This is a genomic window from Pseudomonas sp. P110(2024) (assembly GCF_057480795.1).
Genome location: NZ_JBLIYT010000003.1, coordinates 95,525 through 121,346, shown reverse-complemented (window position 1 = coordinate 121,346; position 25,822 = coordinate 95,525). Strand labels below are relative to the sequence as shown.

The window sequence follows — 25,822 nt, the reverse complement described above, 5'->3', positions numbered from 1 at the left end:
CACGAATGAACTACCCTGATCCGGTGACGTCCGACACCTTGAGGCTTGGCGTCCGTATCAATGAAAGGGAGGGTCATGAATGCTTGCGCAACTTCCACCCGCATTGCAGAGCCTGCACTTACCTTTGCGCGTCAAGCTGTGGGACGGCAACCAGTTCGACCTGGGGCCGAGCCCGCAGGTTACCATCCTGGTCAAGGAACCCCAGCTGATCACCCAGCTCACCCATCCGAACCTGGATGAGCTTGGCTCTGCCTTCGTTGAAGGCAAGCTGGAACTGGAAGGTGATATCGGTGAAGTCATCCGGGTCTGCGACGAGCTCAGCGAAGCATTGCTCAAGGATGAAGACGAGTTTGTGCCGGAGCGCACTTCCCATGACAAGCGCACCGACGCCGAAGCCATTTCCTACCACTACGACCTGTCCAACGATTTCTACCGACTGTGGCTCGACCCGGACATGGTCTATTCCTGCGCCTACTTCAAGGAACCGGACAACACCCTGGCCCAGGCGCAGCAGGACAAGTTCGACCACCTGTGCCGCAAGCTGCGCCTGCAGGCCGGCGACTACTTGCTGGATGTCGGTTGCGGTTGGGGCGGGCTGGCACGATTCGCCGCCCGCGAGTACGGCGCCAAGGTGTTCGGCATCACCCTGAGCAAGGAGCAACTGAAGCTGGGCCGCCAGCGGGTCAAGGAGGAGGGCCTGGCCGACAAGGTCGACCTGCAGATTCTCGACTACCGTGACCTGCCGCAGGATGGCCGCTTTGACAAGGCGGTCAGCGTTGGCATGTTCGAACACGTCGGGCATGCCAACCTAGAGCTGTACTGCCAGCGGCTGTTCGGTGCGGTGCGCGAAGGTGGCCTGGTGATGAACCATGGCATTACCGCCAAGCACGTCGATGGTCGCCCAGTCGGCCGTGGCGCGGGGGACTTCATCGACCGTTATGTGTTCCCCCACGGCGAGCTGCCGCATATCTCGATGATCACGGCGCGTATCTGCGAGGCGGGCCTGGAGGTGGTCGATATCGAAAGCCTGCGCCTGCACTACGCCAAGACCCTCAACCACTGGAGTGAGAACCTGGAGAACCAGTTGCACCGCGCCGCCGCGCTGGTGCCGGAGAAGACCTTGCGTATCTGGCGCCTGTACCTGGCCGGTTGCGCCTATGCCTTCACCAAGGGCTGGATCAACCTGCACCAGATTCTCGCGGTGAAGCCCTACGCCGACGGCCACCACGACCTGCCTTGGACGCGTGAGGACCTCTATCGTTGACCGGGTAGCCCGGCGTGCCGACAAGGCTCGCCGGGTCACAGGATCGGTGAAATCAACCGCGCGATACGCATCCCCAACTGTTGCAGGCGGTGGGTGTCGCGGCTGTCTTCCGCGGTGATCTCCCGGGCTCGTTCGAAGTCATTCTCCAACATCCGTTCGACTTGGTTGGCGAAAGTGCGGTCCACGGTGAGCAGGGTGATCTCGAAGTTCAGCCGGAACGAGCGGTTGTCGAGGTTGGCGCTGCCGATGGCGCTGACCTCATCGTCCACCAGCACCACCTTCTGGTGCAGGAAACCGGGCAGGTAACGGAACATACGCACTCCGGCGCGTACAGCCTCGAAGGCGAACAGGCTGGAGGCGGCGTAGACGATGCGGTGGTCGGGGCGCGAGGGAATCAGGATACGTACGTCGACACCCCGCAGCACTGCCAGACGCAGGGCGGCGAAGATGGCTTCGTCGGGGATGAAATAGGGACTGGTGATCCATACCCGCCGGGTGGCCGAGTGAATCGCCTCGAGGAAGAACAGCGCACAGGTTTCCTGTGGATCGGCCGGGCCGCTGGCCAAGGCCTGGCACAGTACGCCGTTCTCCGGGTAGACGTCGGGCAGGATCAGCGGCGGCAGCTGGCGCGTGGCCCAGTACCAGTCCTCGGCGAAGGATTCTTGCAGGCAGGCCAGCACCGGGCCGCCGATCTGCACATGGGTGTCGCGCCACGGTGACAGCTTGGGGTGTGCGCCGAGGTATTCGTCGCCCACGTTGTGCCCGCCGAGAAAGCCTTGCACGCCATCGACCACGACGATCTTGCGATGGTTGCGGAAGTTGACCTGGAAACGATTGAACCAGCCACGCCGGGTGGCGAACGCCTCGATCTGCACGCCGCCGTCGCGCAGCACCTGGCTGTAGCTGGCTGGCAGGGCATGACTGCCGACGCGGTCGTACAGCACGAACACCTGCACGCCTTCGGCGGCCTTGCGCAGCAGCAGTTGCTGCAACTCCCGGCCGAGGGCGTCGTCATGGATGATGAAGAACTGCACCAGCACGGTGTCCCGCGCCATGCGGATGGCCGAGAAGATCGCCTCGAAGGTGGCTGCGCCATCGATCAGCAGCTTCACCTCGTTGTTGGCCAGACACGGCATGCGCCCCAGCTTGGGCATGGCGCGCAGGGCGGCGTAGCTGTCGGACTCGCGGGCGGTCAGCGCTTCCTCCACCCAGGGCCGCCAGTTCAGGTTGGCCATGGCCACGTGCATTTCCTGGTTGGCCTGGCGTCGGGCCTGGATGTAGGCGTAGAAGGAACGGGCGCCGAACACCAGGTAGGGGATGAGGGTGAGGTAGGGGATGAACAGCAGCGACATGGCCCAGGCGATCGCACCTTGGGCGGTGCGTACGGTGAACACCGCATGCAGCGCGGCGACGAGGCCGAGCAAATGAATCAGGCCGAGCAAGTAACCGAAGAAGTAGGGGCTGTGGAAATCCATACGCATCCTGCTTGCCGAGAGCACTGCTGCCTAACAGACCACGTTCGAGGGGTGGCCTGCAACCCGCAGGCGTTTTTGACGTCTAACGGCTCAGTCCGGCAAGAGCCGGTATTTCGAGGAGCTTTCATCCATGAAGATTCGTCTGCCACTGCTCGCCCTGGTGCTGGGGCTGGGCAGCCCGCTGGTTCACGCGCAGATGTTGCAACCCGGCCTGTGGGAGCTGACCACCAGCAACATGCAGGTCGATGGCAAGCCGTTGCCGGACATGGAGTTCATGCTCGGTCAGTTGAAGAACCTGCCGCCGGAGCAACGGGCGATGATGGAAGGTGCCCTGGCCAAGCAGGGCATCACGGTGGGGGGCAAGGGGGTGCGCTCGTGCCTGACCGCGGAGCAGGTCAAGACCAATGACATTCCGCTGCAGGATCCGCAATCGGGCTGCACGCAGAAGATCACCGAGCGCAATGGCAATGTCTGGAAGTTCCAGTTCAGTTGCCCCAAGGCCCAGGGTAACGGCCAGGCCACCTTCCTCAGTGACCGGGAGTTCCTGACCAAGGTCAACGGCACCTTCAATGCCTCCGGGGTCCAGCAGCAGGGCAGCATGGATACACGGGCGGTCTGGCTTGGAAATGACTGTGGAACGGTCAAACCGCGTACCTGATCGGTCACCCGCGATAACGACTGACCGCCACCGCGTCGTGGGCATGCAGGCTCTCTGCATGTTCCACGCGCACGCTGAAGCCGCTTACGCCCGTTAGCGTTCGCAAGGCCGCATGCAAGCGGCGGGCGGCATCCTCGCAGAACATCAGGTTCTGTCCGTTGGCCAGGGCGAAGGCCTGCTCGTCGGCGCGCTTGACTGCCGTCTGTACGGCCGTGCCCAAGGCGGCCTCCGCAGTCTCGATCAACTCGGTCAGCCTGAACGCGTCGCCGTCCAGACGGACCTGCAGCTTGGCCATGCTCCTTTGGCTATGGGGTGTCGCAACGATGCCGTCACTGCTGCCGAGCCACTGGCGAACACGCTCCCACTCCAGTGACTGGCCAGCGAAGTCCCGGTCGAATTGCGCCTGGATCAGCTGTCTGGCCAGCGCCGCCGAGCATGGGCAGGTCGAGGAGTAGGGAATGTGCACCGATAGTTCCACGTGGAACATTCCATCTTTCAGCTGTGCGTCGATGCTCACTGGGTAGCGTTTCCAGCCTGCTAGCGGGCTGACCAACGCCGGGCGCTTGAGCAGGTGATCGAACGCCAGGCGCAGGTAGGCGGCGTTCGAAAGGCCCTCGTGGCTGGCGAGAAACTGCTCGAGCGTCCGGCGAATCAGGCGTGGACTCAAGGCTTGCTGTTCCAGCGCTTCCAGCGCCAGGTACAACCGTGACATGTGGATGCCCCGGGCTGAGCCGTCATCCAGGCTCACGCCGGCATCGGCGTGCGCGCCGAGGCTGCGTCCGTCGACCAGCAGCGGCAGGGCGATACCGCACATGCCGACCCAGTCCAGCGGCAGTGTCTGCTGGCTGCTTTGTGTGGCGATGTCGGGAAGGGCAAGGCTAGACATGGAAGGATCCTGAAGTGATGGCAGTCAGCGGCAACCGCCGACAAGGCTGCAGTGCAGGTTGAAGCGTTGACCGCTGGAGCTGGAGACACGGTTGAGGGTGGTCCAGCCGATGCGACGGCTGTAGCCCACCCAGGCTTCACCGTCGCTGGCCAGCCCGGTGAAGAAGGTCAGCGTGCCGTAGCGGCTGTTAGTCTGAGCCCACAGGCGCTTGCCTGCTACTTCGTAGCCTCGCAGGTAAAAGGTGCTGCCTTCGGTACGCACGCTGTAGTAGTTGCCTTGGCCATCCTGGCAGGCGAGCAGGGTCGCGCTGCGGGTGCACAGGGCGAGGTCGGTGTGAGGCATGGCGAGAAGCTGCATAGGTGCTGCGAGCAGCAGCAAGGCAGCGAGGCCGGATGATTTCATGACGCTCTCCAGACAACCGTTCGGTCGACACGGCTTGGCGAAATTGTATTGTTATAATATAACATTGTGCAATGCATCGATTCGAATGCGCCTGCCCGATGAGGTTAGTCATGCCCAACCGTCTCCCTGTCACCGTGCTGTCCGGCTTCCTCGGCGCCGGCAAGAGCACGCTGCTCAACCATGTCCTGCGCAACCGCGACAACCTGCGCGTCGCCGTGATCGTCAACGACATGAGCGAAATCAACATCGATGCCAGCGAGGTCCAGCGCAACGTCAGCCTGAATCGGGCGGAAGAAAAACTGGTGGAGATGAGCAACGGCTGCATCTGTTGCACCTTGCGCGAGGACCTGCTGGAAGAGGTGGCGAGGTTGGCGAGTGAGGGCCGCTTCGATTACCTGCTGATCGAGTCGACCGGAATATCCGAGCCGCTGCCGGTCGCCGAGACCTTCACCTTTCGCGACGAGCAGGGGCGCAGCCTCTCCGACATGGCGCGCCTGGACACCATGGTCACCGTGGTCGACGGGCTGAACTTCCTGCGCGACTACCAGGCCGCCGAGAGTCTCGCCAGCCGTGGCGAGACCTTGGGTGAACAGGACGAGCGCTCGATCAGCGACCTCTTGATCGAGCAGGTCGAGTTCGCCGACGTGCTGTTGCTGAGCAAGATCGACCTGATCAGCCAGTCTGACCGTGAGGAACTGGTGGCCATCCTGCGCAGCCTCAATGCCCGGGCGCAGATCGTGCCGATGGTGATGGGCCAGGTGGCGCTGTCGCGCATCCTCGATACCGGCCTGTTCGATTTCGACCAGGCGGCCCAGGCACCGGGCTGGCTGCGCGAACTGCGTGGCGAGCATGTGCCGGAAACCGAGGAATACGGCATCGCCGCCAGCACCTGGCAGGCACGTCGGCCATTCCACCCGCAGCGCTTCTACGACTTTATCCACACACCCTGGAGCAACGGCCGGTTGCTGCGTTCCAAGGGCTTCTTCTGGCTGGCCAGCAAGTACCAGGAGGCTGGGAGCTGGTCCCAGGCCGGTGGCATGATGCGTCACGGCCTGGCGGGGCGCTGGTGGCGCTTCGTGCCACGAGAGCAATGGCCGCAGGACGAAGAGAGTACCGCGGCGATCCTCAAGCAGTGGTCGGTGGAAAGCGGCGATTGCCGCCAGGAACTGGTGTTCATCGGGCAGAACATCGACTTCGAGCGGTTATCCACAGAGCTGGAGGCCTGCCTGCTCACGGACGACGAGATGGAGTTGGGGCCGATGGCCTGGCTGCGTCTGCCCGATCCTTTCGGGGCCTGGCATGAGGACGCGGTGGCATGACTGTGGATATCCGCCAGGTGTTCGGTGAATCGCCCCAGGTGATGACCGACATCCTTCAGGATGGTGTCAACCTGGCGGTCTGGCAGCGCCGCCTGCCGGCCCAGGTGGAGGACTTCGCCAACCTGGTGCTCAGCCTTGGCCAATCCCTGGCCGATGAGCGGGTGATCGAGGTGGATGAACGCCACCCGCCAGCCTTGCCCGGTTTGCTCAGGGAGGCCGCCGATCTGCACGGCTATGACGGTTTCGTCGCGGATGTGGCTTGGCTGGTGGCTGCCTATACCTGCCTGCTGGGCGCCCGTCGTCTCGGTGTGCGCGTGCGGGTACTGGACGGGGCGATGTGCCCGCGCATGCATGTGGACCATGTGCCGGTGCGCCTGCTCAGTACCTATGCCGGCGCGGGCAGCGAATGGCTGGCGGAGGGAGCGATCGATCGCGCGCGCTTGCAGCAGTCGTTACCGGCTGTGGATAAAGTTCGGCGCCTGGCGGCGGGAGAGGTGGCCCTGCTCAAGGGCGAGAAGTGGCTGGGCAACGAGGGCGCGGGATTGGTTCACCGGTCACCGCTGACGCCTGCCGGGGAGCGCCGATTGTTGCTGAGCCTGGACTGGTTGGCATGAATCGCGGGGCCCGGCGGTATAGACTGCCATCAAGCCATCCCGATACCGAGCCATGCTGCAGAACATTCCCACCCATGTGATCGCCGGCCCCCTCGGCGCCGGCAAGACCAGCCTGATCCGCCACCTGCTGGACCAGCGTCCAGCCGGCGAGCGCTGGGCCGTGCTGGTCAACGAGTTCGGTCAGATCGGCCTCGATGCCGCCTTGCTCAGCCGCGACGAGGCGGGCATCGCCATCGGTGAAGTGGCGGGAGGCTGCCTGTGCTGCGTCAATGGCGCACCGTTCCAAGTGGGGCTTGGCCGCTTGCTGCGCAAGGCGCGCCCGGACCGCCTTTTCATCGAACCGTCCGGCCTCGGTCACCCGGTCGAGTTGCTGGAACAACTGGGACGCGCACCTTGGACTGGCGTACTGTCGGTGCAGCCAATGCTGATGGTGCTGGATGCCGCGGCCCTGTCCCGGGGTGACGTCCTGCCTGAGGCTCAGCACCAGGCACTGACGAAGGTGGGGTTGCTGGTGTTCAACAAGGCGAGCGTTGTGGATGAAGCTGCACGCTTGTTGATAACTGCATCACTACCCGCCATACCGGCGCGCTGGACGGACCACGGGACACTGCCGCTTGCTGCATTGCCTGTTTCAACCCTCGTGGCGGCAGGTACAGTCGACCATGGCCGCCTGCCTGTGGATAACGATGCAGTGCCGTTGCCCACCCTGTGGACCGATCCACGACAGCCGATCTGCCATTTTCAGCAGGGGGAGGGAGGTTGGAGCATCGGCTGGCGCTGGCATCCCGACCAATGCCTCGACGCGGCCGTGCTGCGCGGTGTTCTTGAACAATGGCCGTGGCGCCGGGCGAAGGGCGTTATCCACAGCACCGAAGGCTGGCAGTCGTTCAATGGCCTTGAAGGCGGGACGCTGGAATGGCGTTCCAGCGAATGGCGCAAGGACTCGCGCATCGAGCTGATTTTCGATCAGCCGCAGCCCTTGCAGGCCCTGCAAGCGGCCTTCGGCGGCTGCCCGCTGATCCGTTGATCAATTGCGCCAGCGGTTGTGCTCCTGGCGCCACTGCTGCATTTCGATAACGTTGTCGGTACGCGGCGGGGTCTTGATCTCGAACGGGTAGGGCGCGAGTTCGATCTGCATGGTGTGAGCGCCGAACTGGGTGACGGTCCCGGGGTGGCGTTGTTCACCGGTGACGGTGAACTCGAAGTTGTAGATGCGCGCCAGGCGCTTCCTGCCATTGGCGTCGCGCACGAAGGCGATGCGCTTGAGCGCCACGGCGTCGTCGAGCAGTTCCAGGTCGAGCTTGGCGCAATGCTGCTTGACCCGTGCCAGGGCCTTTTCGCGCAGCCCGTGGTTGTGCCACAGCCAGGCGCCTGCGGTCGCCACCAGCATCAGGACGAAGAGGTTTTCCAGGGTCAGCATTTGCGTAAGCTCCAGACAGGTCGATCCAGCTTAACTGCGTCTCTGGCCTGTCGTACAGATGGCAATCGGGTTCATACTGCGGGCCGCACCTTTCTTCACACAGTTTCGGAATCGTCCCGCATGAAACGTACACCGCACCTGCTCGCCATTCAGTCCCACGTGGTCTTTGGACACGCCGGCAACAGCGCCGCGGTGTTTCCCATGCAGCGGGTCGGGGTCAACGTCTGGCCGCTCAACACCGTACAGTTCTCCAACCATACTCAGTATGGACAGTGGGCCGGGGAAGTGCTTGCCCCAGCGCAAATTCCCGCGTTGGTGGAAGGCATTTCCAATATCGGTGAGCTGGGCCATTGCGATGCGGTGTTATCGGGCTACCTGGGCAGTGCCGAGCAGGGGCGGGCGATCCTGGCCGGCGTCGAGCGGATCAAGGCGGTCAATCCCAAGGCCCTGTACCTGTGCGACCCGGTCATGGGGCATGCCGAGAAGGGCTGCATCGTGCCGGCGCAGGTCAGTGAGTTCCTGCTCGAGGAGGCGGTCGCCAAGGCCGATATCCTGTGCCCGAACCAGCTCGAGCTGGACAGCTTCTGTGGCCGTCGCGCGCAGTCGCTGGAAGATTGCGTGGGCATGGCGCGCGGGTTGCTGGAGCGCGGGCCGCAGGTGGTACTGGTCAAGCACCTGAATTATCCACAGCGGGCGGACGATGCCTTCGAGATGCTGCTGGTGACCCGCGATGCCAGCTGGCACCTGCGCCGGCCTTTGCTGGCCTTCCCACGCCAGCCGGTGGGGGTGGGCGACCTGACCTCCGGGCTGTTCCTCGCCCGCGTGCTACTGGGCGACGACTGGCTACAGGCTTTCGAGTTCACCGCCGCCGCCGTGCATGAAGTGCTGCTGGAAACCCAGGTCTGCACCCGCTATGAACTGCAACTGGTGCGAGCCCAGGACCGCATCGCCCACCCGCGGGTGCGCTTCGAGGCGCAGCGTTTGCTCTGTTAGATCGAATCAGTCTTGAGGTTCTGGTAGCGCTGTTCCAGCTCCTGGCGGATCTGACGGCGTTGCTGACCCTGCAGGAAGCGGCGCTTCTCCTCGCTGCTCTGCGGCTGGCGCGGTGGTACCTTCACCGGGCGACGGTCGTCGTCCACCGCGACCATGGTGAAGAAGCAGCTGTTGGAGTGGCGCACCGAGCGCTCGCGGATGTTCTCGGTGACCACCTTGATGCCCACCTCCATCGAGGTGTTGCCGGTGTAGTTGACCGAGGCCAGGAAGGTCACCAGCTCGCCGACATGAACCGGTTCGCGGAAGATCACCTGGTCCACCGACAGGGTCACCACATAGGTGCCGGCATAGCGGCTGGCGCAGGCATAGGCGACTTCGTCGAGGTACTTGAGCAGGGTGCCGCCGTGTACGTTGCCAGAGAAGTTGGCCATGTCCGGTGTCATCAGGACGGTCATGGTCAGCTGGGCGTTTCCAGGTTCCATAGAGAGCTCACGGTGAATTTGCACGGATTCGGGGCGGGTATCTGCAGACACTTCTGTTTCCCCTCGTTGAGGTTTCCCATCCTGGTACGGGACGTCGGCTGACGCTCCATCGTCACGCCAATTTTGCCATCGGCGGTGTCGAATCGGCCGATCTGTTTCTGCATATTGCATCGGCATTTTGTGGCAAGGCGCGATGTTAACCTGACGACGCCCATGCAACGTGGGCTTTTGCGTCTATCACAACAGTATGTGCCTGCTCCGCGCCGAAGGATCGTCCGGCAGAGGAGCGGTTCGCCCCGTGCACCGAAAACAAGGAGTATCACGCCATGCATGCCATCAGCTTCATCCAGGACCTGGCGGTGATCATGCTGGTTGCCGGGGTGGTCACCATCCTCTTCCATCGCCTCAAGCAGCCGGTGGTGCTGGGCTACATCGTCGCCGGCTTCATCATCGGCCCGCACACGCCGCCGTTCGGTCTGATCCACGACGAAGACACCATCAAGACGCTGGCCGAACTTGGTGTGATCTTCTTGATGTTCTGCCTGGGCCTGGAGTTCAGCCTGCGCAAGCTGTTCAAGGTTGGCGCCACGGCTTTCATCGCGGCGTTCCTGGAAATCGTCCTGATGATCTGGATCGGGTTCGAGATCGGTCGCTGGTTCGGCTGGAACACCATGGATTCGCTGTTCCTCGGGGCAATCCTGGCGATCTCCTCGACCACCATCATCGTCAAGGCGCTCAACGACCTGAAGATGAAAAACGAGCGTTTCGCCCAGCTGATCTTCGGCGTGCTGATCGTCGAGGACATCCTCGGCATCGGCATCATCGCGCTGCTGTCGGGCATTGCCGTCAGCGGCTCGGTGAGCTCCGGCGAAGTGTTCTCTACCGTGGGCAAGCTGTCGCTGTTCATGATCGTTGCTCTGGTCATCGGCATCCTGCTGGTGCCGCGGCTGCTGGCCTACGTGGCGAAATTCGAAAGCAACGAGATGCTGCTGATCACCGTGCTGGGCCTGTGTTTTGGCTTCTGCCTGCTGGTGGTCAAGCTCGAATACAGCATGGTGCTCGGTGCCTTCCTGATCGGCGCGATCATGGCCGAGTCGCGCCAGTTGCTGAAGATCGAACGGCTGATCGAGCCAGTTCGCGACCTGTTCAGCGCCATCTTCTTCGTCGCCATCGGCCTGATGATCGACCCGTCGATCCTGGTCGAGTACGCCTGGCCGATCGTGGTCATCACCCTGGCGGTGGTACTGGGCAAGATGCTCTCCTGTGGCATGGGCGCGTTTATCGCCGGCAACGACGGGCGCACCTCGTTGCGCGTGGGGATGGGGCTTTCGCAGATCGGCGAGTTCTCCTTCATCATCGCCGCCCTGGGGGTGACCTTGCAGGTCACCAGCGACTTTCTCTATCCGGTCGCAGTGGCGGTGTCGGCCATCACCACCTTGCTGACGCCGTACCTGATCCGTGCCGCCGATCCGTTGTCTATCAGGCTGGGCAAGGTGGTGCCGAGCCGCGTGGCACGGGTGCTGTCGCTGTACGGCGAATGGTTGCGCAGCATCCAGCCGCAGGGCGAGGGGGCCATGCTGGCGGCGATGATCCGACGCATTCTGCTGCAGGTCGGGGTAAACCTGGCGTTGGTGATCGCGATCTTCTTCAGTGGCGGTTATTTCGCCGGGCGCATCGGTAACTGGTTGAGCGAGTGGGTGGCGGATGCCGGCCAGCAGAAGGCGCTGATCTGGGGAGCGGCATTGCTGCTGTCGCTGCCGTTCCTGATCGCGGCGTATCGCAAGCTCAAGGCGCTGTCGATGTTGCTGGCGGAGATGGGCGTCAAACCCGAGATGGCAGGGCGGCATACCCAGCGGGTACGGCGGGTGATCGCCGAGGTGATTCCGCTGCTGTCACTGCTGGTGATCTTCCTGCTGCTGTCGGCCTTGTCGGCAAGCATCCTGCCGACCAGCGAACTGCTGCTGGTCATCGTCGTGGTGGCGGCAGTGGTGGTGGCGCTGCTGTGGCGCTGGCTGATCCGGGTGCATACGCGGATGCAGGTGGCGTTGCTGGAGACGTTGGAGAACAGCCGCGATCATTCGCACTGAGCAGGCGGCTAACGCTTTCTGCGCAAGATTTCACCGTCGTCCGAGGGGATGGAGCGGTAGCAGTGTCGCCAGGCGCAGAGAGCCTGGCGATTCTACGAGTGATGGGTAGCGATAAGCCATCACTTTATGCGGGTATTTCTCATTCAGCTTTCCAGCCAGACATCCCGTGCCCAGTGCCAGACCGATTCCCAGCTTTCCTCGGTGACGATTTCTTCTTCGCCAGACCACAGCACCACGGTGCCGTCCTCTTCGACGCAGTAGTAGTCGTCACCGTCCTGGCAGATGGGAATGAGGTCGCGAGGCACGCCGGCGTCCCAGGCGTTGGCCGCCACTTCCGGCAGGTAGGTGTGGGATTGCGGATCGGTCACGGTCACCGGCTCGAGGCTGCCATACACCACGTCGCTGACGGTCAGCAGGTATTCCTTGAACACGAACGGGATGTTGATGAACAGCTCTTCCTCGATCTCGACCAGCTGATCCTCGTCCGGCAGTTCCAGCGGCACCGGTACCGGCTCGTTGGCTTCACGGAGTTGTTCGATCACTTCTTCCACGGTTCACATCCTCTGACCTTATGACAACGCTGCGCGTTATACCCTAGTAGGCCGCTCTGGCAAAAGCAAAAACCCCGGGACAGGCCCGGGGTTTTTTCTGCAACGTGCGACGGTTAACCGTTTTGGCGGATACCGGCCAGCAGCCAAGGCTGATTTTCGCCATGGGCGCGAACCATGTGCCAGCTTTCGCTGAAGGCTTCGCCCTGGTCGAAGCGCGAGGTCTTCGACACGCCACGGAAGGTCAGGGTGGCGTCGGTCTGGTCGGCGCGCTCGTCGACGCCGTCCAGTTGCACATCGAGGTCGTCGATGTAGGTGGACTGGAAGCCTTCACCCTGCTCGGCACGCTCGCGCTTGAGGAACTCGAGCATCTGCGGGGTGACGAACTCGGCGATCTTGTCCATCTCGTTGGCGTCCCAGTGCTGCTGCAGCGACTGGAAGTGCGAACGGGCGGCGGACAGGAAGCTGGCTTCGTTGAACCAGGCCGGAGCGTTGATCACAGGCGAGGCGACCGGCGCGGCGGAGCCGCCGAAGATCGACTGCGGGGCGGCCTGCGGCTGGGCTTCGCGCTGGTACGGGGCGTGGCCGGCGGCAGCGTGTTGCGGCTGCTGCTGGCGACGGCGCGCGGCGATGAAGCGGAAGACCAGGAAGGCGATCAGGCCCATGATCAGGAAATCGAGGATCTGCATGCCATCGAAGCCGTCGCCCATGAACATGGAGGCCAGCAGGCCACCGGCGGCGAGGCCGGCGAGTGGGCCCAGCCAGCGCGAGGCACCGCTGGCGGCGGCTGGTGCGCGACCAGGAGCGGTCGGGGCGGCGGCAGGCGTGGTCGGGGTGGCCTGGCGGGTCTGGTGGATAGGCGCGGAGCCCGAGCTCTTGCCACCACCGAAGCGCTTGGCGTTGGCGTCGAGGCTCAGCGTCAGGCCGACGCAGAGCGCCAGAGCGATGCTAAGAAAACGTTGCATAAGATGGGGATTCCCGTTTGTGTGGATTGCACGCGCGTCATGGTGCACATGAACTGACAGACATAGCCAGCGACAAGATGTTTCGAGCTTTTGCCTGACTGACCGGATCTATGCGTTCACCTGTAGGTGATCGCCCAGCCCTTTGAGCTGGGAAACTGCCCCCTGTGGGAGCGGCCTTGCGTCGCGAAAGGGCTGCGTAGCAGCCCCAGCAATTTCAATGGCGGCTCGGAATCTGGGGCCGCTGCGCGCCCCTGCCGCGACGCAAGGCTGCTCCTACAGGGGCGTTTCGTTCGATTCGGTCAGATAGCTTCCAGCTTGGCGTAGCCCAGCATTAGCCACTTGCTGCCCTCGGAGAAATTCACCTGCACCCGCGCCTGGGCGCCAGATCCTTCGAAGTTGAGGATCACGCCTTCGCCGAATACCGCATGCTGCACCCGCTGGCCGAGGCTGAAGGCGGTCTGCGGGATGCTGGCGTTGGCGAACAGGCTGCTGGCCGGCGTCTTCGCGCCGCCGAACGGACGGCTGACGGTATTCGACAGACGCACCTCCTGCACCAGCCCGGCGGGGATCTCCCGGACGAAGCGCGACACCTTGTTATAGGTCTCGCTGCCATACAGGCGGCGGGTCTCGGCGTAGGTCATGACCAGCTGGCGCATGGCCCGGGTGATGCCCACGTAGGCCAGGCGGCGCTCCTCTTCGAGGCGGCCGGGCTCTTCCAGGCTCATCTTGTGAGGGAACAGGCCTTCCTCCATGCCCACCAGGAACACGTACGGGAACTCCAGGCCCTTGGCGCTGTGCAGGGTCATCAGCTGGATGCTGTCCTCGTGCTCGTCGGCCTGGGTGTCGCCGGCCTCCAGCGAGGCGTGGCCGAGGAACGCCGACAATGGCGAGAGGTCGGCGTCTTCGTCGCTGGTTTCGAAGTTGCGCGCCGCGCTGACCAGTTCCTCAAGGTTTTCCACCCGGGCCTGGCCTTTCTCGCCCTTCTCTTCCTGGTGGTAGACGATCAGCCCGGACTGCTCGATGACCGTTTGGGTCATCAGGTGCAGCGGCATGTCCAGCACCTTGGCGGCGAGGTTCTCCAGTAGCTCGATGAACGCGCCCAGGGCGCTGGCGGCGCGGCCCTTGAGGGCCTTGGCGGCGAGCAGCTGGCACATGGCTTCCCACATCGACAGCTGGCTGTGGCGGGCGTGGTCGCGGATGGCCTCGACGGTCTTTTCGCCTATGCCCCGTGGCGGCACGTTGATCACCCGCTCCAGCGCCGCGTCGTTGCCGCGACCTTCGAGCAGGCGCAGGTAGGCCATGGCATTCTTGATCTCGGCGCGCTCGAAGAAGCGCTGGCCGCCATAGATGCGGTAGGGGATGCGTTCGCGCAGCAGGGCCTCTTCCAGCACCCGCGACTGGGCGTTGGAGCGATAGAGGATGGCGATCTCGCTGCGCGCGTTGCCCTGCTTGACCAGGCTTTCGATGGTCTCGACCACGTAGCGCGCCTCGTCGTGCTCGTTGTACGCGGCATAGAGCGTGAGCGGTTCGCCCTCGCCCATGTCGGTCCACAGCTCCTTGCCCAGGCGCCCGCTGTTGTTGGCGATCAGGGCGTTGGCAGCCTTGAGGATACCGCCGGTGGAGCGGTAGTTCTGCTCCAGGCGGATCAGCTCGGCGTCCGGGAAGTCGGCGGTGTACTGGTGGATGTTCTCGATCTTGGCGCCGCGCCAGCCGTAGATCGACTGGTCGTCGTCGCCCACCGCCATCAGGCTGTCGCCACCGGAGGCCAGCAGGCGCAACCACGCGTACTGCACGGCGTTGGTGTCCTGGAACTCGTCCACCAGCAGGTGGCGGAAGCGGCGCTGGTAGTGCTTGAGCAGGTCCGGGTGGTCGCGCCACAGGTCGAGGGCACGCAGCAGCAGCTCGGAGAAGTCGATGACCCCGGCGCGATCGCAGGCCTGCTCGTACGCGACATAGATGTCACGCATGGTGGCCAGGAACAGGTCGCCGCTGGCCTGGATGTGCCGTGGGCGCAGGCCTTCGTCTTTCTGGCCGTTGATGAACCACTGGACCTGGCGCGCCGGCCATTTCTGCTCGTCCAGGCCCATCTCGCGGATCACCCGCTTGATCAGGCGCTGCTGGTCGTCGCTGTCGAGGATCTGGAAGTTCTGCGCCAGCCCCGCTTCCTGCCAGTGCGCCCGCAACAGGCGGTGGGCCAGGCCGTGGAAGGTGCCGACCCACATGCCAGCAGGGTTGATGCCCAGCAGTTGCTCGATCCGTTGGCGCATTTCCGCCGCGGCCTTGTTGGTGAACGTCACCGACAGGATCGAGTGCGGCGAGGCCTGTTCGACCTGGATCAGCCAGGCGATGCGGTGCACCAGCACGCGGGTCTTGCCCGAGCCGGCGCCGGCCAGCACCAGTTGGCGCCCCACCGAGGCCGCCACGGCCTGGCGTTGAGCGTCGTTGAGGGAGTTCAGCAGGAGGGAGAGGTCGTCATTATGCATCCGGGCATTCTATGGCCGTGCGAAGGCAGGGGCAAACGCCCCTGACGCAAATCGCCGGATGGGCGCGCGACCGTTCATCGGTGGACTTGTCCGGTACCCGTGGTTGAGCGGTCAGACCTGGACGCAGCAGACATTTTCGAAATCATGACGCAGAGCAGTTTGGTCCGACGCGGTGCTTGTGTATGCTCCCTGCACATTTGCGGTCAGCCATAACAAGAAGACAAAAGAACCCAGCCAATATGACCCAGGATTGCGCGGCGATCGGAGCATCGCCGGAGACGACAAGGAGCGTTCGCAGGCAATTCGCCACCCAGCTGTCGATCGAGCGTACTCGCCTGCTGTACCAGGGCTCGTTGCTGCCCACCTTGTTCATGTTGCTCAACGGCCTGCTCTGCGCCTGGCTGCTGTGGAGCCCTGCGCGCTATTTGCTGGTCGGGGTTTGGATGGCCTGGCTGGTGGCGCTGGTGGCGCTTCGGGTGATCCAGGTGGCGGCCTTCGACGCGGCGACGCCGGCGCGCCAGGCCAAGCCGACCTGGCGGCGCATGTTCCTGCTCGGCTCGGCGTTCAGTGGCCTGACCTTGGCCTGCGCGGTGATCGCCCTGGCGCCGGCGGACAACTTCGTGCAGCAGGCCTGGGTCTTCGGCCTGCTCGGCGCGGCGGCGTTGTCGGCCAGTGTCGCCTACGCGGTCAGCCTGCCGGCGTTTCTCAGCTTCGCCCTGCCGTGCCTGCTGCCGCCGATCGCGTTTCTATTCGTCTATGATGCCGGACACCAGCGCGGCTGGGGCTGGCTGGGGCTGATCCTGCTGGTGGCGCTGATGGTGGTGGCCTGGCAGGTCAATCGCCTGATCGAGCGCGGCCTGCTGCGCCGCTTCCAGAACCAGGCGCTGATCGAGCACCTGCAGAACGCCCAGCGTCATGGTGAGGGCCTCAACCGTCAGCTCAATGCAGAGATCGCCCAACGGCGACGGGCCGAGGACGACCTGCGCAAGGCCCATGCCGGCCTCGAGCAGCGCGTGGCCCAACGCAGTCATGAGCTGGACCTGGCCAACCAGGCCCTGAGCAAGAGCGAGCAGCGCCTGGCCCTGGCCTTGCAGGCCAGCGAACTTGGGCTGTGGGACTGGAATCTGGAAACCGACGAGGTCCATCACACCCAGTTGCATGCGCTGTTCGGCCTGGATCCGGAGCAGGTACGCTCGGTGCGCGCCGACCTCAAGCCGCGGCTGCATCCCGACGACCTGCCCGTGCTGCGACGCACGCTGGTCGAGCACCTCAAGGGGCGCACCGAGGACTACCGGGTCGAGTACCGGGTACGCCACGCCCAGGGGCACTGGTGCTGGATCGAGGACTGCGGGCGGGCGGTGGAGTCCGATGACCAGGGCAAGGTCCTGCGCATGCTCGGCACCCGCCGCGACATCACCGCGCGCAAGGAACAGGAAGAGCAGCAGCGCCTGGCCGCGACGGTGTTCGAGGCGGCCAGCGAAGGGATCGCCATTCTCGACGCGGACTTCCAGTTGCTGGCGGTGAACCAGGCCTTCTGCGATGTCACCGGCTACGGCCGGGCCGAGCTGATCGCCCGCAACGCCCTGGAGCTGCCCTGCAGCCGCGATGCCCGCCGCCACAGCCAGGCCATCGACCAGGCGTTGGAGCAGCAGGGCCACTGGCAGGGCGAGCTGGTCGAGGCGCGTAAGAACGGCGAGCTCTACCCGCAGTGGTTGCAACTGAACAGCGTGAATGACCCTCGGGGACGAATCGTCAATATCGTCGGCTTCTTCACCGACCTGTCCGCACGCCGCGAATCCGAGGAGCGCCTGCGCTACCTGGCGCATTACGACGACCTCACCGGTTTGGCCAACCGCGCACTTTTCCGCTTGCGTTTGCACGAGGCGGCGCAGCGCATGCGCCTGAACGGCCGCAGCCTGGCGCTGCTGCATGTGGACCTGGACCGCTTCAAGCTGCTCAACGAAAGCCTGGGCCATGAACTGGCGGACCAGTTGCTCAAGAAGATGGCCCAGCGCCTGGCCAACGCGGTGCCGGAGGCCGACACCGTGGCGCGCCTGTCCGGCGACGAGTTCGCCGTGTTGTTCGACGGCTACACCAACCTGTCGAGCCTGGTGCGCGTCACCACCCGGCTGCTCGACAAGCTGCGTGTGCCTCAGCGCGTCGGCGGGCACGAGGTGGTGATCAGTGCATCGGTGGGCATCAGCCTGTTGTCCGACGCCACCCAGGACCTCAATGCCCTGGTCAGCCAGGCCGACATGGCCAAGCAGCACGCCAAGCACCTGGGCGGCGACAGCTTTCAGTTCTACACCGAGAGCCTGCGCGCCAGCACTCTGGAACGCCTGCAACTGGAGAACCAGCTGCGCAAGGCCATCGACGATCGCCAGTTACTGGTCTACTACCAACCCAAGCTGTGCCTGCGCACCGGCCAGTTGCACGCGGCCGAGGCGCTGGTGCGCTGGCAGCACCCCGAGTGGGGCATGGTGCCGCCCAGCGAGTTCATCGGGCTGGCCGAAGAGACCGGGCTGATCGCGCCCATGGGTGAGTTAGTGCTGCGCCAGGCTTGCTGGCAGGCGTGCGAATGGTTGCGCCAGGGCCTGGAGGTGCGCGTTTCGGTCAACCTGTCGGTGTATCAGCTGCGCCAAGGCAAGCTGGTCAGCCTGGTGCGCCAGGTCCTGCAGGAGTCCGGCCTGGCGCCGCACCTGCTGGAGTTGGAACTGACTGAAAGCCAGCTGCTGGACAGCGTCGAGCACATCATCACCACCTTCGAGCAGCTCCACGCGTTGGGAGTGAAGCTGGCCATCGACGACTTCGGCACCGGCTATTCGTCGCTGAGCTACCTCAAGCGCTTCCCGGTCGACTACGTGAAGATCGACCAGGCCTTCATCCGCGGCCTGCTCGAAGGCTCACAGGACGCGGCCATTACCCGGGCGATTATCGCCATGGCCAAGAGCCTGCAACTGAAAGTGGTGGCCGAAGGGGTGGAAACCCGCGAGCAGCTGCAGTTCCTGCGCGAGCATGGTTGTGATGAGGTGCAGGGCTACCTGATCAGCCGGCCGGTGGACGCGACCTCGTTCCGCGCGTTGCTTGATCGCTCGACGGCCGACCTGTTGCGCTAAAAATGCCAGGCCTGGCCTTGGCGTGTCAGCAGGCTGTTGGCTTGTTCCGGGCCATTGCTGCCGGCGGGGTAGGGGCGTGGCGCCTGGAAGTGTTCCTCCCAGCCCTGCAGGATCGGGTCGATCCAGGCCCATGCGGCCTCGACCTCGTCGCGGCGCATGAACAGCGTCGAGTCGCCTTCCAGCACATCCAGCAGCAGCCGCTCGTAGGCGTCCCAGCGGCGGGTCTGGGCAAAGGCCTGGGCGAGGTTCAGGTCCAGTTCGACCGGCGCCAGGCGCATGCCCTTGCCCGGGCTCTTGGTCATCATGCGCAGGCTGATGTGCTCCTCCGGCTGTAGCTGGATCAGCAACTGGTTGACCTGTCCGCCGCTGAACAACTCGTGGGGCACCGGCTTGAACTGGATGACGATCTGCGACGAGCGCCGTGTCATGCGCTTGCCGGTGCGCAGGTAGAACGGCACGCCGGCCCAGCGCCAGTTGTCGATGTGCGCCTGTACCGCGATGAAGGTCTCGGTGTCGCTGTCGTTGTCCACGTCCTTTTCGAAGTAGTAGGCCGGCACTTCCTGGCCGCCGATCTTGCCGGCGCCGTACTGGCCGCGCACGGTCTTGTCCTGCACGTCCTGGCCGGTGATGGGCTTGAGCGCGCGAAGGATCTTCACCTTTTCGTCGCGTACCGCCTCGGCCTCGAACTGCGCCGGCGGCTCCATCGCCACCAGGCAGAGCAATTGCAGCAGGTGGTTCTGCAGCATGTCGCGGGTGGCGCCGGCGCGGTCGTAGTAGGCGCCACGGTTCTCCACGCCAAGGGTCTCGCAGACGCTGATCTGCACATGGTCGACCTGGCCGTTGCGCCACACCGGCTCCAGCAGGGCATTGGCGAAGCGCAGGGCCATGAGGTTCTGCACGGTTTCCTTGCCCAGGTAGTGGTCGATGCGAAATACCTGCGGTTCGCTGAACACCGCGCCGATGGCCTCGTTGATCGCGGTGGCCGACTCCAGCGAATGGCCGATGGGCTTCTCCAGCACGATGCGCGCCTCGCTGTCGGCCAGGCCGGCGATGCGCAGGTGGTTGGCGATGGGCACGAACAGCTTGGGCGCGGTGGCCAGGTAGTAGATGCGGGTCAAACCGCCGGGTTCGCCCAGGTAGCGGGCCAGGCGGCCGAAGTCGGCGCTCTGCGCGGCGTCCATGGGGAAGTAGTCCAGGCGTGCGCAGAAGCGCTGCCAGACGTCCTCGTCGAAGTCCTGGCGGGCGATCTGCGCCCGGCAATGGCGCTCGGCGAGCTTGAGGTAGTCGTTGCGCGACAGGTGGCGCCGGGCCAGGGCTATGATCCGCACGGCATTGTGCAGGCGGGCCTCGCGATACAGGTGGTAAAGCGCGGGAAGCAGTTTGTGCAGGGCCAGGTCGCCCGTGCCGCCGAAAACCAGGATGTCGCAAGGAATCGTCAAACCACCACTCTCCACGTTCGTTTAGCTGGGCGGGTTGGCAAGCATGTAGTATAACTACAAGAAAGCTACATCCCGGCACGCCGATCATAACCGAGTCCAGCCCGTGAATCTGTTGCAACATATCGACCAATCGCGGCACCTGCTGCGCAAATCGGAACTCAAAGTGGCCGACCATGTGCTGCTCGATCCGGCTGCCGTCATGCACAGTTCGATGGCCGACCTGGCGCACAGCGTGGGGATCAGCGAGCCGACCATCGTGCGTTTCTGCCGGGCGATTGGCTGTTCGGGTTTCCAGGATCTCAAGCTCAAGCTGGCGCAGAGCCTGGCCGCTGGCGCCAGTTTCGGCCAGTTCGCGATTCACGAAGACGACTCGGTCGCTGACTACAGCCTGAAGATCTTCGACACCACCCTGCACACGCTGATGGAGGTGCGCGAGCACCTCGACCCGCAGGCGCTGCAGCAGGCGGTGACCGCCATGGCCCAGGCCCAGCGCGTGGAGTTCTACGGCTTTGGTGCTTCTGGCGCGGTGGCGGCCGATGCCCAGCACAAGTTCTTCCGCCTGCTGCTCAGCGCTGCGGCCTATTCCGACCCGCACATGCAGGCGATGTCGGCGGTCACCCTGAAGCCGGGCGACGTGGCGGTGTGCATTTCGCAGTCGGGGCGCTCCAAGGACCTGCTGATCACCGCAAACCTGGTGCGTGAAAGTGGCGCCAACCTGATCACCCTGTGCCCGAGCCAGACGCCGCTGGCCGAATTGTCGACGGTCAACCTGGCCATCGACGTGCATGAAGACACCGAGATCTACACCCCGCTGACCTCGCGCATCGCTCACCTTGTGGTGATCGACGTGCTGGCCATGGGCGTGGCCATGGCCCGCGGGCCGAGCCTGGTCAACCACCTCAAGAGCGTGAAGCGCAGCTTGCGCAGCCTGCGTTTGTCGCCCAAGTCGATCAAGGCCACCGACGACTGAGCGATACGCAGATTTCATCATTTCGTCACTATTTCACCGCAAAACGGTAAACCCCTGAGGCCAGTCTGAAACTCCCGCATCCTATTTGGGAGACAGGCAATGGCACATGATCACGCAGGTGTGTACCAACCCAACGCCAAGGCTCGCAAGCAGCAGGAAAAGGACCAGCGCCGCATGGAGTTCCGCCGCGCGATCGAAAGCTACTGCGACCAGCGCCAGCTGCTGCGCGAGCTGGCCGACTACCCCGACCTGCAAGCCATCACGGTGTGGCAGGTCTCGGCGGCAACTTACCCGAGAAACGCTCCACAAGCCCGCTGATCTGCGCACGTTCACCGCGGATGAACGCCTGGAACGCCAGGGCGACCGGCGACTGGCGCTTGTTTTTGGATTGCACCAGGCACCAACTGCGGTACAGCGGCAGCTCTTCCACCGGCAGTTCCCTGAGCACGCCGGTGGCCAGCTCCAGATTGACCGCGTGGCGGGTCAGCAGGGCGATGCCCAGGCCGGCCACCACGCATTCGCGCTGGGCGTCCGTGGAGGCCACCTCGACGGTCTGGGTGAAGTGCACGCGCTTGTCCTTGAAGAACTCCTCGCAGGCCTTGCGCGTGCCCGACCCTTGCTCGCGGACCAGCAGGGCATGAGGCTCGAGATCCTGCAGGCGCAGCTGTTCGAGCTTGCAAAGCGGATGGTCCGGCGGCGCCACGGCAATGATCGGGTTGTTGAGGAAGGGCAGGAACTCCAGGCCCATGTCCTGGGGCACCATGGACATGATGGTCAGGTCGTCGCGGTTGTCCGACAGGCGCCGGATCGCCTGGGCCCGGTTGACCACCGTGAGGGTGAGGTTGACCTCCGGGTGGCGCTGCTTGAAGGCGGCGAACAGGTGTGGCACGAAGTACTTGGCGCTGGATTCGATCGCCAGTTTCAGCTGCCCCTGCAATGAGCCCTGCAGGTCCGACAGCTGCATGTCGAGGTTTTCCAGGCGCCCGAAGATATCCCGGCTGGCGCGTTGCAGCGCCTCGGCTGCCTCGGTCAGGTAGAGCTTCTTGCCGACGTACTCGAACAGCGGCTGGCCGACCAGTTCCTCGAGTTGGCGGATCTGTAGACTAACGGCGGGTTGCGTCAGCGCCATCTCCTCGGCCGCCCGGCTGTAGGAGCGCAGATCACACACCTCGTTGAACACCTGCAGTTGACGCAAAGTCATACGCATCAAGGACTTACGCATTTTTCCGGGGCTCCGGCAAAACCTTGTTACCTCACTATAAGCTTTTGCTAATACTATCCCTAACAAATATTGATTTTTGTTTATTGACCTTCGGCGCTAGGGTGAATATGCGACTGGCCAGCGACGTCTGGTCACGCGCCGACCGGTAAAACCGGCTCGTCTGTTCCTACGGCTTTGGGAAGACTCCAGTGATAACAAAAATCCTGATCGCCAACCGGGGTGAGATCGCAGTTCGGATCGTGCGTGCCTGCGCCGAGATGGGCATTCGCTCCGTCGCGATCTACGCCGACGCCGACCGTCACGCCCTGCACGTCAAGCGCGCCGACGAGGCCTACAGCATCGGTGCCGAGCCCCTGGCCGGCTACCTGAACCCGCGCAAGCTGGTGAACCTTGCTGTCGAGACCGGCTGCGATGCCCTGCATCCAGGCTACGGTTTCCTGTCGGAAAACGCCGAGCTTGCGGAGATCTGCGCCGAACGCGGGATCAAGTTCATCGGCCCGGCCGCCGATGTCATTCGCCGCATGGGCGACAAGACCGAGGCACGCCGCACCATGATCGCGGCCGGTGTCCCGGTCACCCCCGGCACCGAAGGCAACGTCGCCGATATCCATGAAGCCCTGCGCGAAGGCGACCGCATCGGTTACCCGGTGATGCTCAAGGCCACCTCCGGTGGCGGCGGGCGCGGCATCCGCCGCTGCAACAGCCGTGAAGAGCTGGAGCAGAACTTCCCCCGTGTCATCTCCGAGGCCACCAAGGCCTTCGGCTCGGCGGAAGTGTTCCTGGAAAAATGCATCGTCAACCCCAAGCACATCGAGGCGCAGATCCTCGGTGACAGCTTCGGCAACGTGGTGCACCTGTTTGAACGCGACTGCTCGATCCAGCGCCGCAACCAGAAGCTGATCGAGATTGCCCCGAGCCCGCAACTGACCCCCGAGCAGCGCGCCTACATCGGCGACCTGGCGGTGCGCGCGGCCAAGGCGGTGGACTACGAGAACGCCGGTACCGTGGAGTTCCTGCTCGCCGATGGCGAGGTGTACTTCATGGAGATGAACACCCGGGTGCAGGTGGAACACACCATCACCGAGGAAATCACCGGCATCGACATCGTCCGCGAGCAGATTCGCATCGCCTCCGGCCTGCCGCTGTCGATCAAGCAGGAAGACATCCAGCACCGTGGCTTCGCGTTGCAGTTCCGCATCAACGCCGAAGATCCGAAGAACAACTTCCTGCCCAGCTTCGGCAAGATCACCCGCTACTACGCCCCCGGCGGCCCCGGCGTGCGCACCGACACGGCGATCTACACCGGCTATACCATTCCGCCGTTCTACGACTCCATGTGCCTTAAGCTCGTGGTATGGGCGCTGACCTGGGAAGAAGCCATGGACCGCGGCCTGCGGGCCCTGGACGACATGCGCGTGCAGGGGGTGAAGACCACCGCCGCGTACTACCAGGAAATCCTGCGCAATCCGGAATTCCGCAGCGGCCAGTTCAACACCAGCTTCGTCGAAAGCCACCCTGAACTGACCAACTACTCGATCAAGCGCAAACCCGAAGAGCTGGCCCTGGCCATCGCCGCCGCCATCGCCGCGCACGCAGGCCTGTGAGGAACCGAACAATGTCCAAGAAAATCTTTGTCACCGACACAATCCTGCGCGACGCCCACCAGTCCCTGCTGGCCACCCGCATGCGCACCGAAGACATGCTGCCGATCTGCGACAAGCTCGACAAAGTTGGCTACTGGTCGCTGGAAGTCTGGGGCGGCGCCACCTTCGACGCCTGCGTGCGCTTCCTCAAGGAAGACCCGTGGGAGCGCCTGCGCAAGCTGCGCGCCGCATTGCCCAACACCCGCCTGCAGATGCTCCTGCGTGGGCAGAACCTGCTGGGCTACCGCCATTACAGCGACGATGTGGTCAAGGCCTTCGTCGCCAAGGCGGCGGTCAACGGCATCGATGTGTTCCGCATCTTCGACGCCATGAACGACGTGCGTAACCTGCGCGTGGCCATCGAGGCGGTGAAGGCCGCCGGCAAGCACGCCCAGGGCACCATCGCCTACACCACCAGCCCCGTGCACACCATCGACGCCTTCGTGCAGCAGGCCAAGCAGATGGAAGCCATGGGCTGCGACTCGGTGGCGATCAAGGACATGGCCGGCCTGTTGACCCCGTTCGCCACCGGCGAGCTGGTCAAGGCACTGAAGGCCGAACAGTCGCTGCCGGTGTTCATCCACTCCCACGACACCGCTGGCCTGGCCGCGATGTGCCAGCTCAAGGCGGTGGAAAACGGCGCCGACCATATCGACACCGCCATCTCCAGCTTCGCCTGGGGCACCAGCCACCCAGGTACCGAATCGATGGTCGCCGCCCTCAAGGGCAGCGAGTTCGACACCGGCCTGGACCTGGAGCTGTTGCAGGAGATCGGCCTGTACTTCTACGCCGTGCGCAAGAAGTACCACCAGTTCGAGAGTGAATTCACCGCCGTGGACACCCGCGTGCAGGTCAACCAGGTGCCGGGCGGGATGATTTCCAACCTGGCCAACCAGCTCAAGGAGCAGGGCGCGCTCAACCGCATGAACGAAGTGCTGGCGGAGATCCCGCGGGTGCGCGAAGACCTCGGCTTCCCGCCGCTGGTGACGCCGACCTCGCAGATCGTCGGTACCCAGGCGTTCTTCAACGTGCTGGCCGGCGAGCGCTACAAGACCATCACCAACGAGGTGAAGCTGTACCTGCAGGGCGGTTACGGCAAGGCGCCGGGCGTGGTCAACGAGCAGCTGCGTCGCCAGGCGATCGGCAGCGAGGAAGTGATCGACGTGCGCCCGGCCGACCTGCTCAAGCCGGAGATGGCCAAGCTGCGTGCCGATATCGGCAGCCTGGCGCATTCCGAGGAAGACGTGCTGACCTTTGCCATGTTCCCCGACATTGGCCGCAAGTTCCTCGAGGAGCGCGAAGCCGGCTCCCTCAAGCCCGAAGCCCTGCTGCCGATTCCGGAAGCCGGCGCGGTGGGCTCGGTGGGCGGTGAGGGCGTGCCGACCGAGTTCGTCATCGACGTGCACGGCGAGACCTACCGCGTCGACATCACCGGCGTGGGCGTCAAGGCCGAAGGCAAGCGCCACTTCTACCTGTCCATCGACGGGATGCCGGAAGAAGTGGTGTTCGAGCCGCTCAACGAGTTCGTCGGCGGTGGCGGCAGCAAGCGCAAGCAGGCCAGCGAGCCGGGCCATGTCAGCACCAGCATGCCGGGCAACATCGTCGATGTGCTGGTCAAGGAAGGTGACGTGGTCAAGGCCGGTCAAGCGGTGCTGATCACCGAAGCCATGAAGATGGAGACCGAAGTGCAGGCGGCGATCGCCGGCAAGGTCGTGGCCATCCATGTGGCCAAGGGCGACCGGGTCACCCCGGGCGAGATCCTGATCGAGATCGAAGGCTGAGATAAGCCTTCATCTACAAGCGGTTAACCTCTGGGGAGCGAAATGCTCCCCTTTT

General features: G+C 64.1%; 22 protein-coding genes. 12 read left to right on the top strand and 10 right to left on the bottom strand.

Annotation, left to right across the window (positions count from 1 at the left end):
• The first annotated feature begins 79 nt into the window (after positions 1-79).
• Positions 80-1,264 carry a C17 cyclopropane fatty acid synthase CfaB gene (gene cfaB / locus AC25ND_RS05695; protein WP_028690009.1) on the top strand — a complete coding sequence of 395 codons (1,185 nt, stop codon included), beginning with the start codon at positions 80-82 and terminating at the stop codon, positions 1,262-1,264.
• Between the two features lie 35 nt (positions 1,265-1,299).
• Here cfaB and cls read toward each other — a convergent pair whose 3' ends face one another.
• Positions 1,300-2,739, bottom strand: coding sequence for a cardiolipin synthase (gene cls, locus AC25ND_RS05690; RefSeq protein ID WP_486976161.1), 1,440 nt, complete (start codon positions 2,737-2,739; stop codon positions 1,300-1,302).
• A 130-nt stretch (positions 2,740-2,869) separates the two neighbouring features.
• Between cls and AC25ND_RS05685 the strand changes: the two genes are divergently transcribed.
• Positions 2,870-3,397, top strand: a complete 528-nt coding sequence (locus tag AC25ND_RS05685; RefSeq protein WP_050707585.1) for a DUF3617 domain-containing protein — start codon at positions 2,870-2,872, stop codon at positions 3,395-3,397.
• A gap of 4 nt (positions 3,398-3,401) precedes the next feature.
• On the opposite strand, the gene folE2 is transcribed toward AC25ND_RS05685, so the two are convergent.
• Both folE2 and AC25ND_RS05675 read right to left on the bottom strand, forming a co-directional pair.
• A complete protein-coding gene (gene folE2 / locus AC25ND_RS05680) occupies positions 3,402-4,283 on the bottom strand; it encodes a GTP cyclohydrolase FolE2 (RefSeq protein ID WP_028690006.1) in 882 nt (293 codons plus the stop codon).
• Positions 4,284-4,307: 24 nt separating this feature from the next.
• Entirely contained in the window at positions 4,308-4,685 is a 378-nt protein-coding gene (locus AC25ND_RS05675; RefSeq protein WP_028690005.1) for a hypothetical protein, read from the bottom strand.
• 110 nt (positions 4,686-4,795) lie between these two features.
• Here AC25ND_RS05675 and zigA point away from each other — a divergent pair, with 110 nt between their 5' ends.
• Genes zigA through AC25ND_RS05660 form a run of 3 tightly spaced genes read left to right on the top strand, consistent with a single transcriptional unit; the run spans position 4,796 to position 7,645 of the window.
• On the top strand, positions 4,796-6,004 hold the full coding sequence (zigA, locus tag AC25ND_RS05670) for a zinc metallochaperone GTPase ZigA (protein WP_028690004.1): 1,209 nt from the start codon (positions 4,796-4,798) through the stop codon (positions 6,002-6,004).
• The gene (locus AC25ND_RS05665) at positions 6,001-6,618 is read left to right on the top strand and encodes a DUF1826 domain-containing protein (protein ID WP_028690003.1); all 618 of its coding nucleotides are present in this window, start codon (positions 6,001-6,003) and stop codon (positions 6,616-6,618) included. Before zigA ends, AC25ND_RS05665 begins: the two co-directional genes overlap by 4 nt.
• Positions 6,619-6,670: 52 nt before the next feature.
• Positions 6,671-7,645 (top strand): CobW family GTP-binding protein, encoded by a 975-nt coding sequence (locus AC25ND_RS05660; protein ID WP_062360078.1) that lies wholly within the window; start codon positions 6,671-6,673, stop codon positions 7,643-7,645.
• Here AC25ND_RS05660 and AC25ND_RS05655 read toward each other — a convergent pair whose 3' ends face one another.
• Complete coding sequence (locus AC25ND_RS05655) at positions 7,646-8,038, bottom strand: DUF3301 domain-containing protein (RefSeq protein WP_023629680.1); 393 nt, start codon at positions 8,036-8,038, stop codon at positions 7,646-7,648.
• A gap of 120 nt (positions 8,039-8,158) precedes the next feature.
• Here AC25ND_RS05655 and pdxY point away from each other — a divergent pair, with 120 nt between their 5' ends.
• Positions 8,159-9,031, top strand: a complete 873-nt coding sequence (pdxY, locus tag AC25ND_RS05650) for a pyridoxal kinase PdxY (protein ID WP_486976160.1) — start codon at positions 8,159-8,161, stop codon at positions 9,029-9,031.
• On the opposite strand, the gene AC25ND_RS05645 is transcribed toward pdxY, so the two are convergent.
• Positions 9,028-9,513, bottom strand: coding sequence for an acyl-CoA thioesterase (locus AC25ND_RS05645; protein ID WP_023629682.1), 486 nt, complete (start codon positions 9,511-9,513; stop codon positions 9,028-9,030). The two genes, pdxY and AC25ND_RS05645, sit on opposite strands and share 4 nt — an antisense overlap.
• A gap of 326 nt (positions 9,514-9,839) precedes the next feature.
• On the opposite strand from AC25ND_RS05645, the gene AC25ND_RS05640 reads away from it, so the two are divergent.
• Positions 9,840-11,600, top strand: coding sequence for a cation:proton antiporter (locus AC25ND_RS05640; RefSeq protein ID WP_028690000.1), 1,761 nt, complete (start codon positions 9,840-9,842; stop codon positions 11,598-11,600).
• Between the two features lie 143 nt (positions 11,601-11,743).
• On the opposite strand, the gene AC25ND_RS05635 is transcribed toward AC25ND_RS05640, so the two are convergent.
• The 3 genes from AC25ND_RS05635 to uvrD all read right to left on the bottom strand — a co-directional run bounded on the left by AC25ND_RS05635 (position 11,744) and on the right by uvrD (position 15,596).
• Positions 11,744-12,151 carry an SMI1/KNR4 family protein gene (locus AC25ND_RS05635; protein WP_028689999.1) on the bottom strand — a complete coding sequence of 136 codons (408 nt, stop codon included), beginning with the start codon at positions 12,149-12,151 and terminating at the stop codon, positions 11,744-11,746.
• A 113-nt stretch (positions 12,152-12,264) separates the two neighbouring features.
• A complete protein-coding gene (locus AC25ND_RS05630; protein ID WP_062360080.1) occupies positions 12,265-13,113 on the bottom strand; it encodes a Tim44 domain-containing protein in 849 nt (282 codons plus the stop codon).
• A 299-nt stretch (positions 13,114-13,412) separates the two neighbouring features.
• A complete protein-coding gene (gene uvrD, locus AC25ND_RS05625) occupies positions 13,413-15,596 on the bottom strand; it encodes a DNA helicase II (RefSeq protein ID WP_028689997.1) in 2,184 nt (727 codons plus the stop codon).
• Positions 15,597-15,835: 239 nt separating this feature from the next.
• Between uvrD and AC25ND_RS05620 the strand changes: the two genes are divergently transcribed.
• The gene (locus tag AC25ND_RS05620; RefSeq protein ID WP_486976159.1) at positions 15,836-18,712 is read left to right on the top strand and encodes a putative bifunctional diguanylate cyclase/phosphodiesterase; all 2,877 of its coding nucleotides are present in this window, start codon (positions 15,836-15,838) and stop codon (positions 18,710-18,712) included.
• On the opposite strand, the gene zwf is transcribed toward AC25ND_RS05620, so the two are convergent.
• Complete coding sequence (gene zwf / locus AC25ND_RS05615; RefSeq protein WP_028689995.1) at positions 18,709-20,151, bottom strand: glucose-6-phosphate dehydrogenase; 1,443 nt, start codon at positions 20,149-20,151, stop codon at positions 18,709-18,711. The genes AC25ND_RS05620 and zwf overlap by 4 nt on opposite strands.
• A gap of 103 nt (positions 20,152-20,254) precedes the next feature.
• Here zwf and hexR point away from each other — a divergent pair, with 103 nt between their 5' ends.
• Both hexR and AC25ND_RS05605 read left to right on the top strand, forming a co-directional pair.
• Complete coding sequence (gene hexR, locus AC25ND_RS05610) at positions 20,255-21,121, top strand: transcriptional regulator HexR (RefSeq protein WP_023630201.1); 867 nt, start codon at positions 20,255-20,257, stop codon at positions 21,119-21,121.
• Positions 21,122-21,220: 99 nt separating this feature from the next.
• Positions 21,221-21,439, top strand: a complete 219-nt coding sequence (locus tag AC25ND_RS05605; RefSeq protein ID WP_069015985.1) for a PA3496 family putative envelope integrity protein — start codon at positions 21,221-21,223, stop codon at positions 21,437-21,439.
• Here the strand turns inward: AC25ND_RS05605 and AC25ND_RS05600 are convergent.
• A complete protein-coding gene (locus AC25ND_RS05600) occupies positions 21,381-22,328 on the bottom strand; it encodes a LysR family transcriptional regulator (RefSeq protein ID WP_162175253.1) in 948 nt (315 codons plus the stop codon). The genes AC25ND_RS05605 and AC25ND_RS05600 overlap by 59 nt on opposite strands.
• Before the next feature lie 203 nt (positions 22,329-22,531).
• Here AC25ND_RS05600 and AC25ND_RS05595 point away from each other — a divergent pair, with 203 nt between their 5' ends.
• Positions 22,532-23,947 carry an acetyl-CoA carboxylase biotin carboxylase subunit gene (locus AC25ND_RS05595; protein ID WP_050707570.1) on the top strand — a complete coding sequence of 472 codons (1,416 nt, stop codon included), beginning with the start codon at positions 22,532-22,534 and terminating at the stop codon, positions 23,945-23,947.
• 11 nt (positions 23,948-23,958) lie between these two features.
• Positions 23,959-25,767 carry a sodium-extruding oxaloacetate decarboxylase subunit alpha gene (oadA, locus tag AC25ND_RS05590; RefSeq protein ID WP_028689991.1) on the top strand — a complete coding sequence of 603 codons (1,809 nt, stop codon included), beginning with the start codon at positions 23,959-23,961 and terminating at the stop codon, positions 25,765-25,767.
• Positions 25,768-25,822 lie beyond the last annotated feature (55 nt).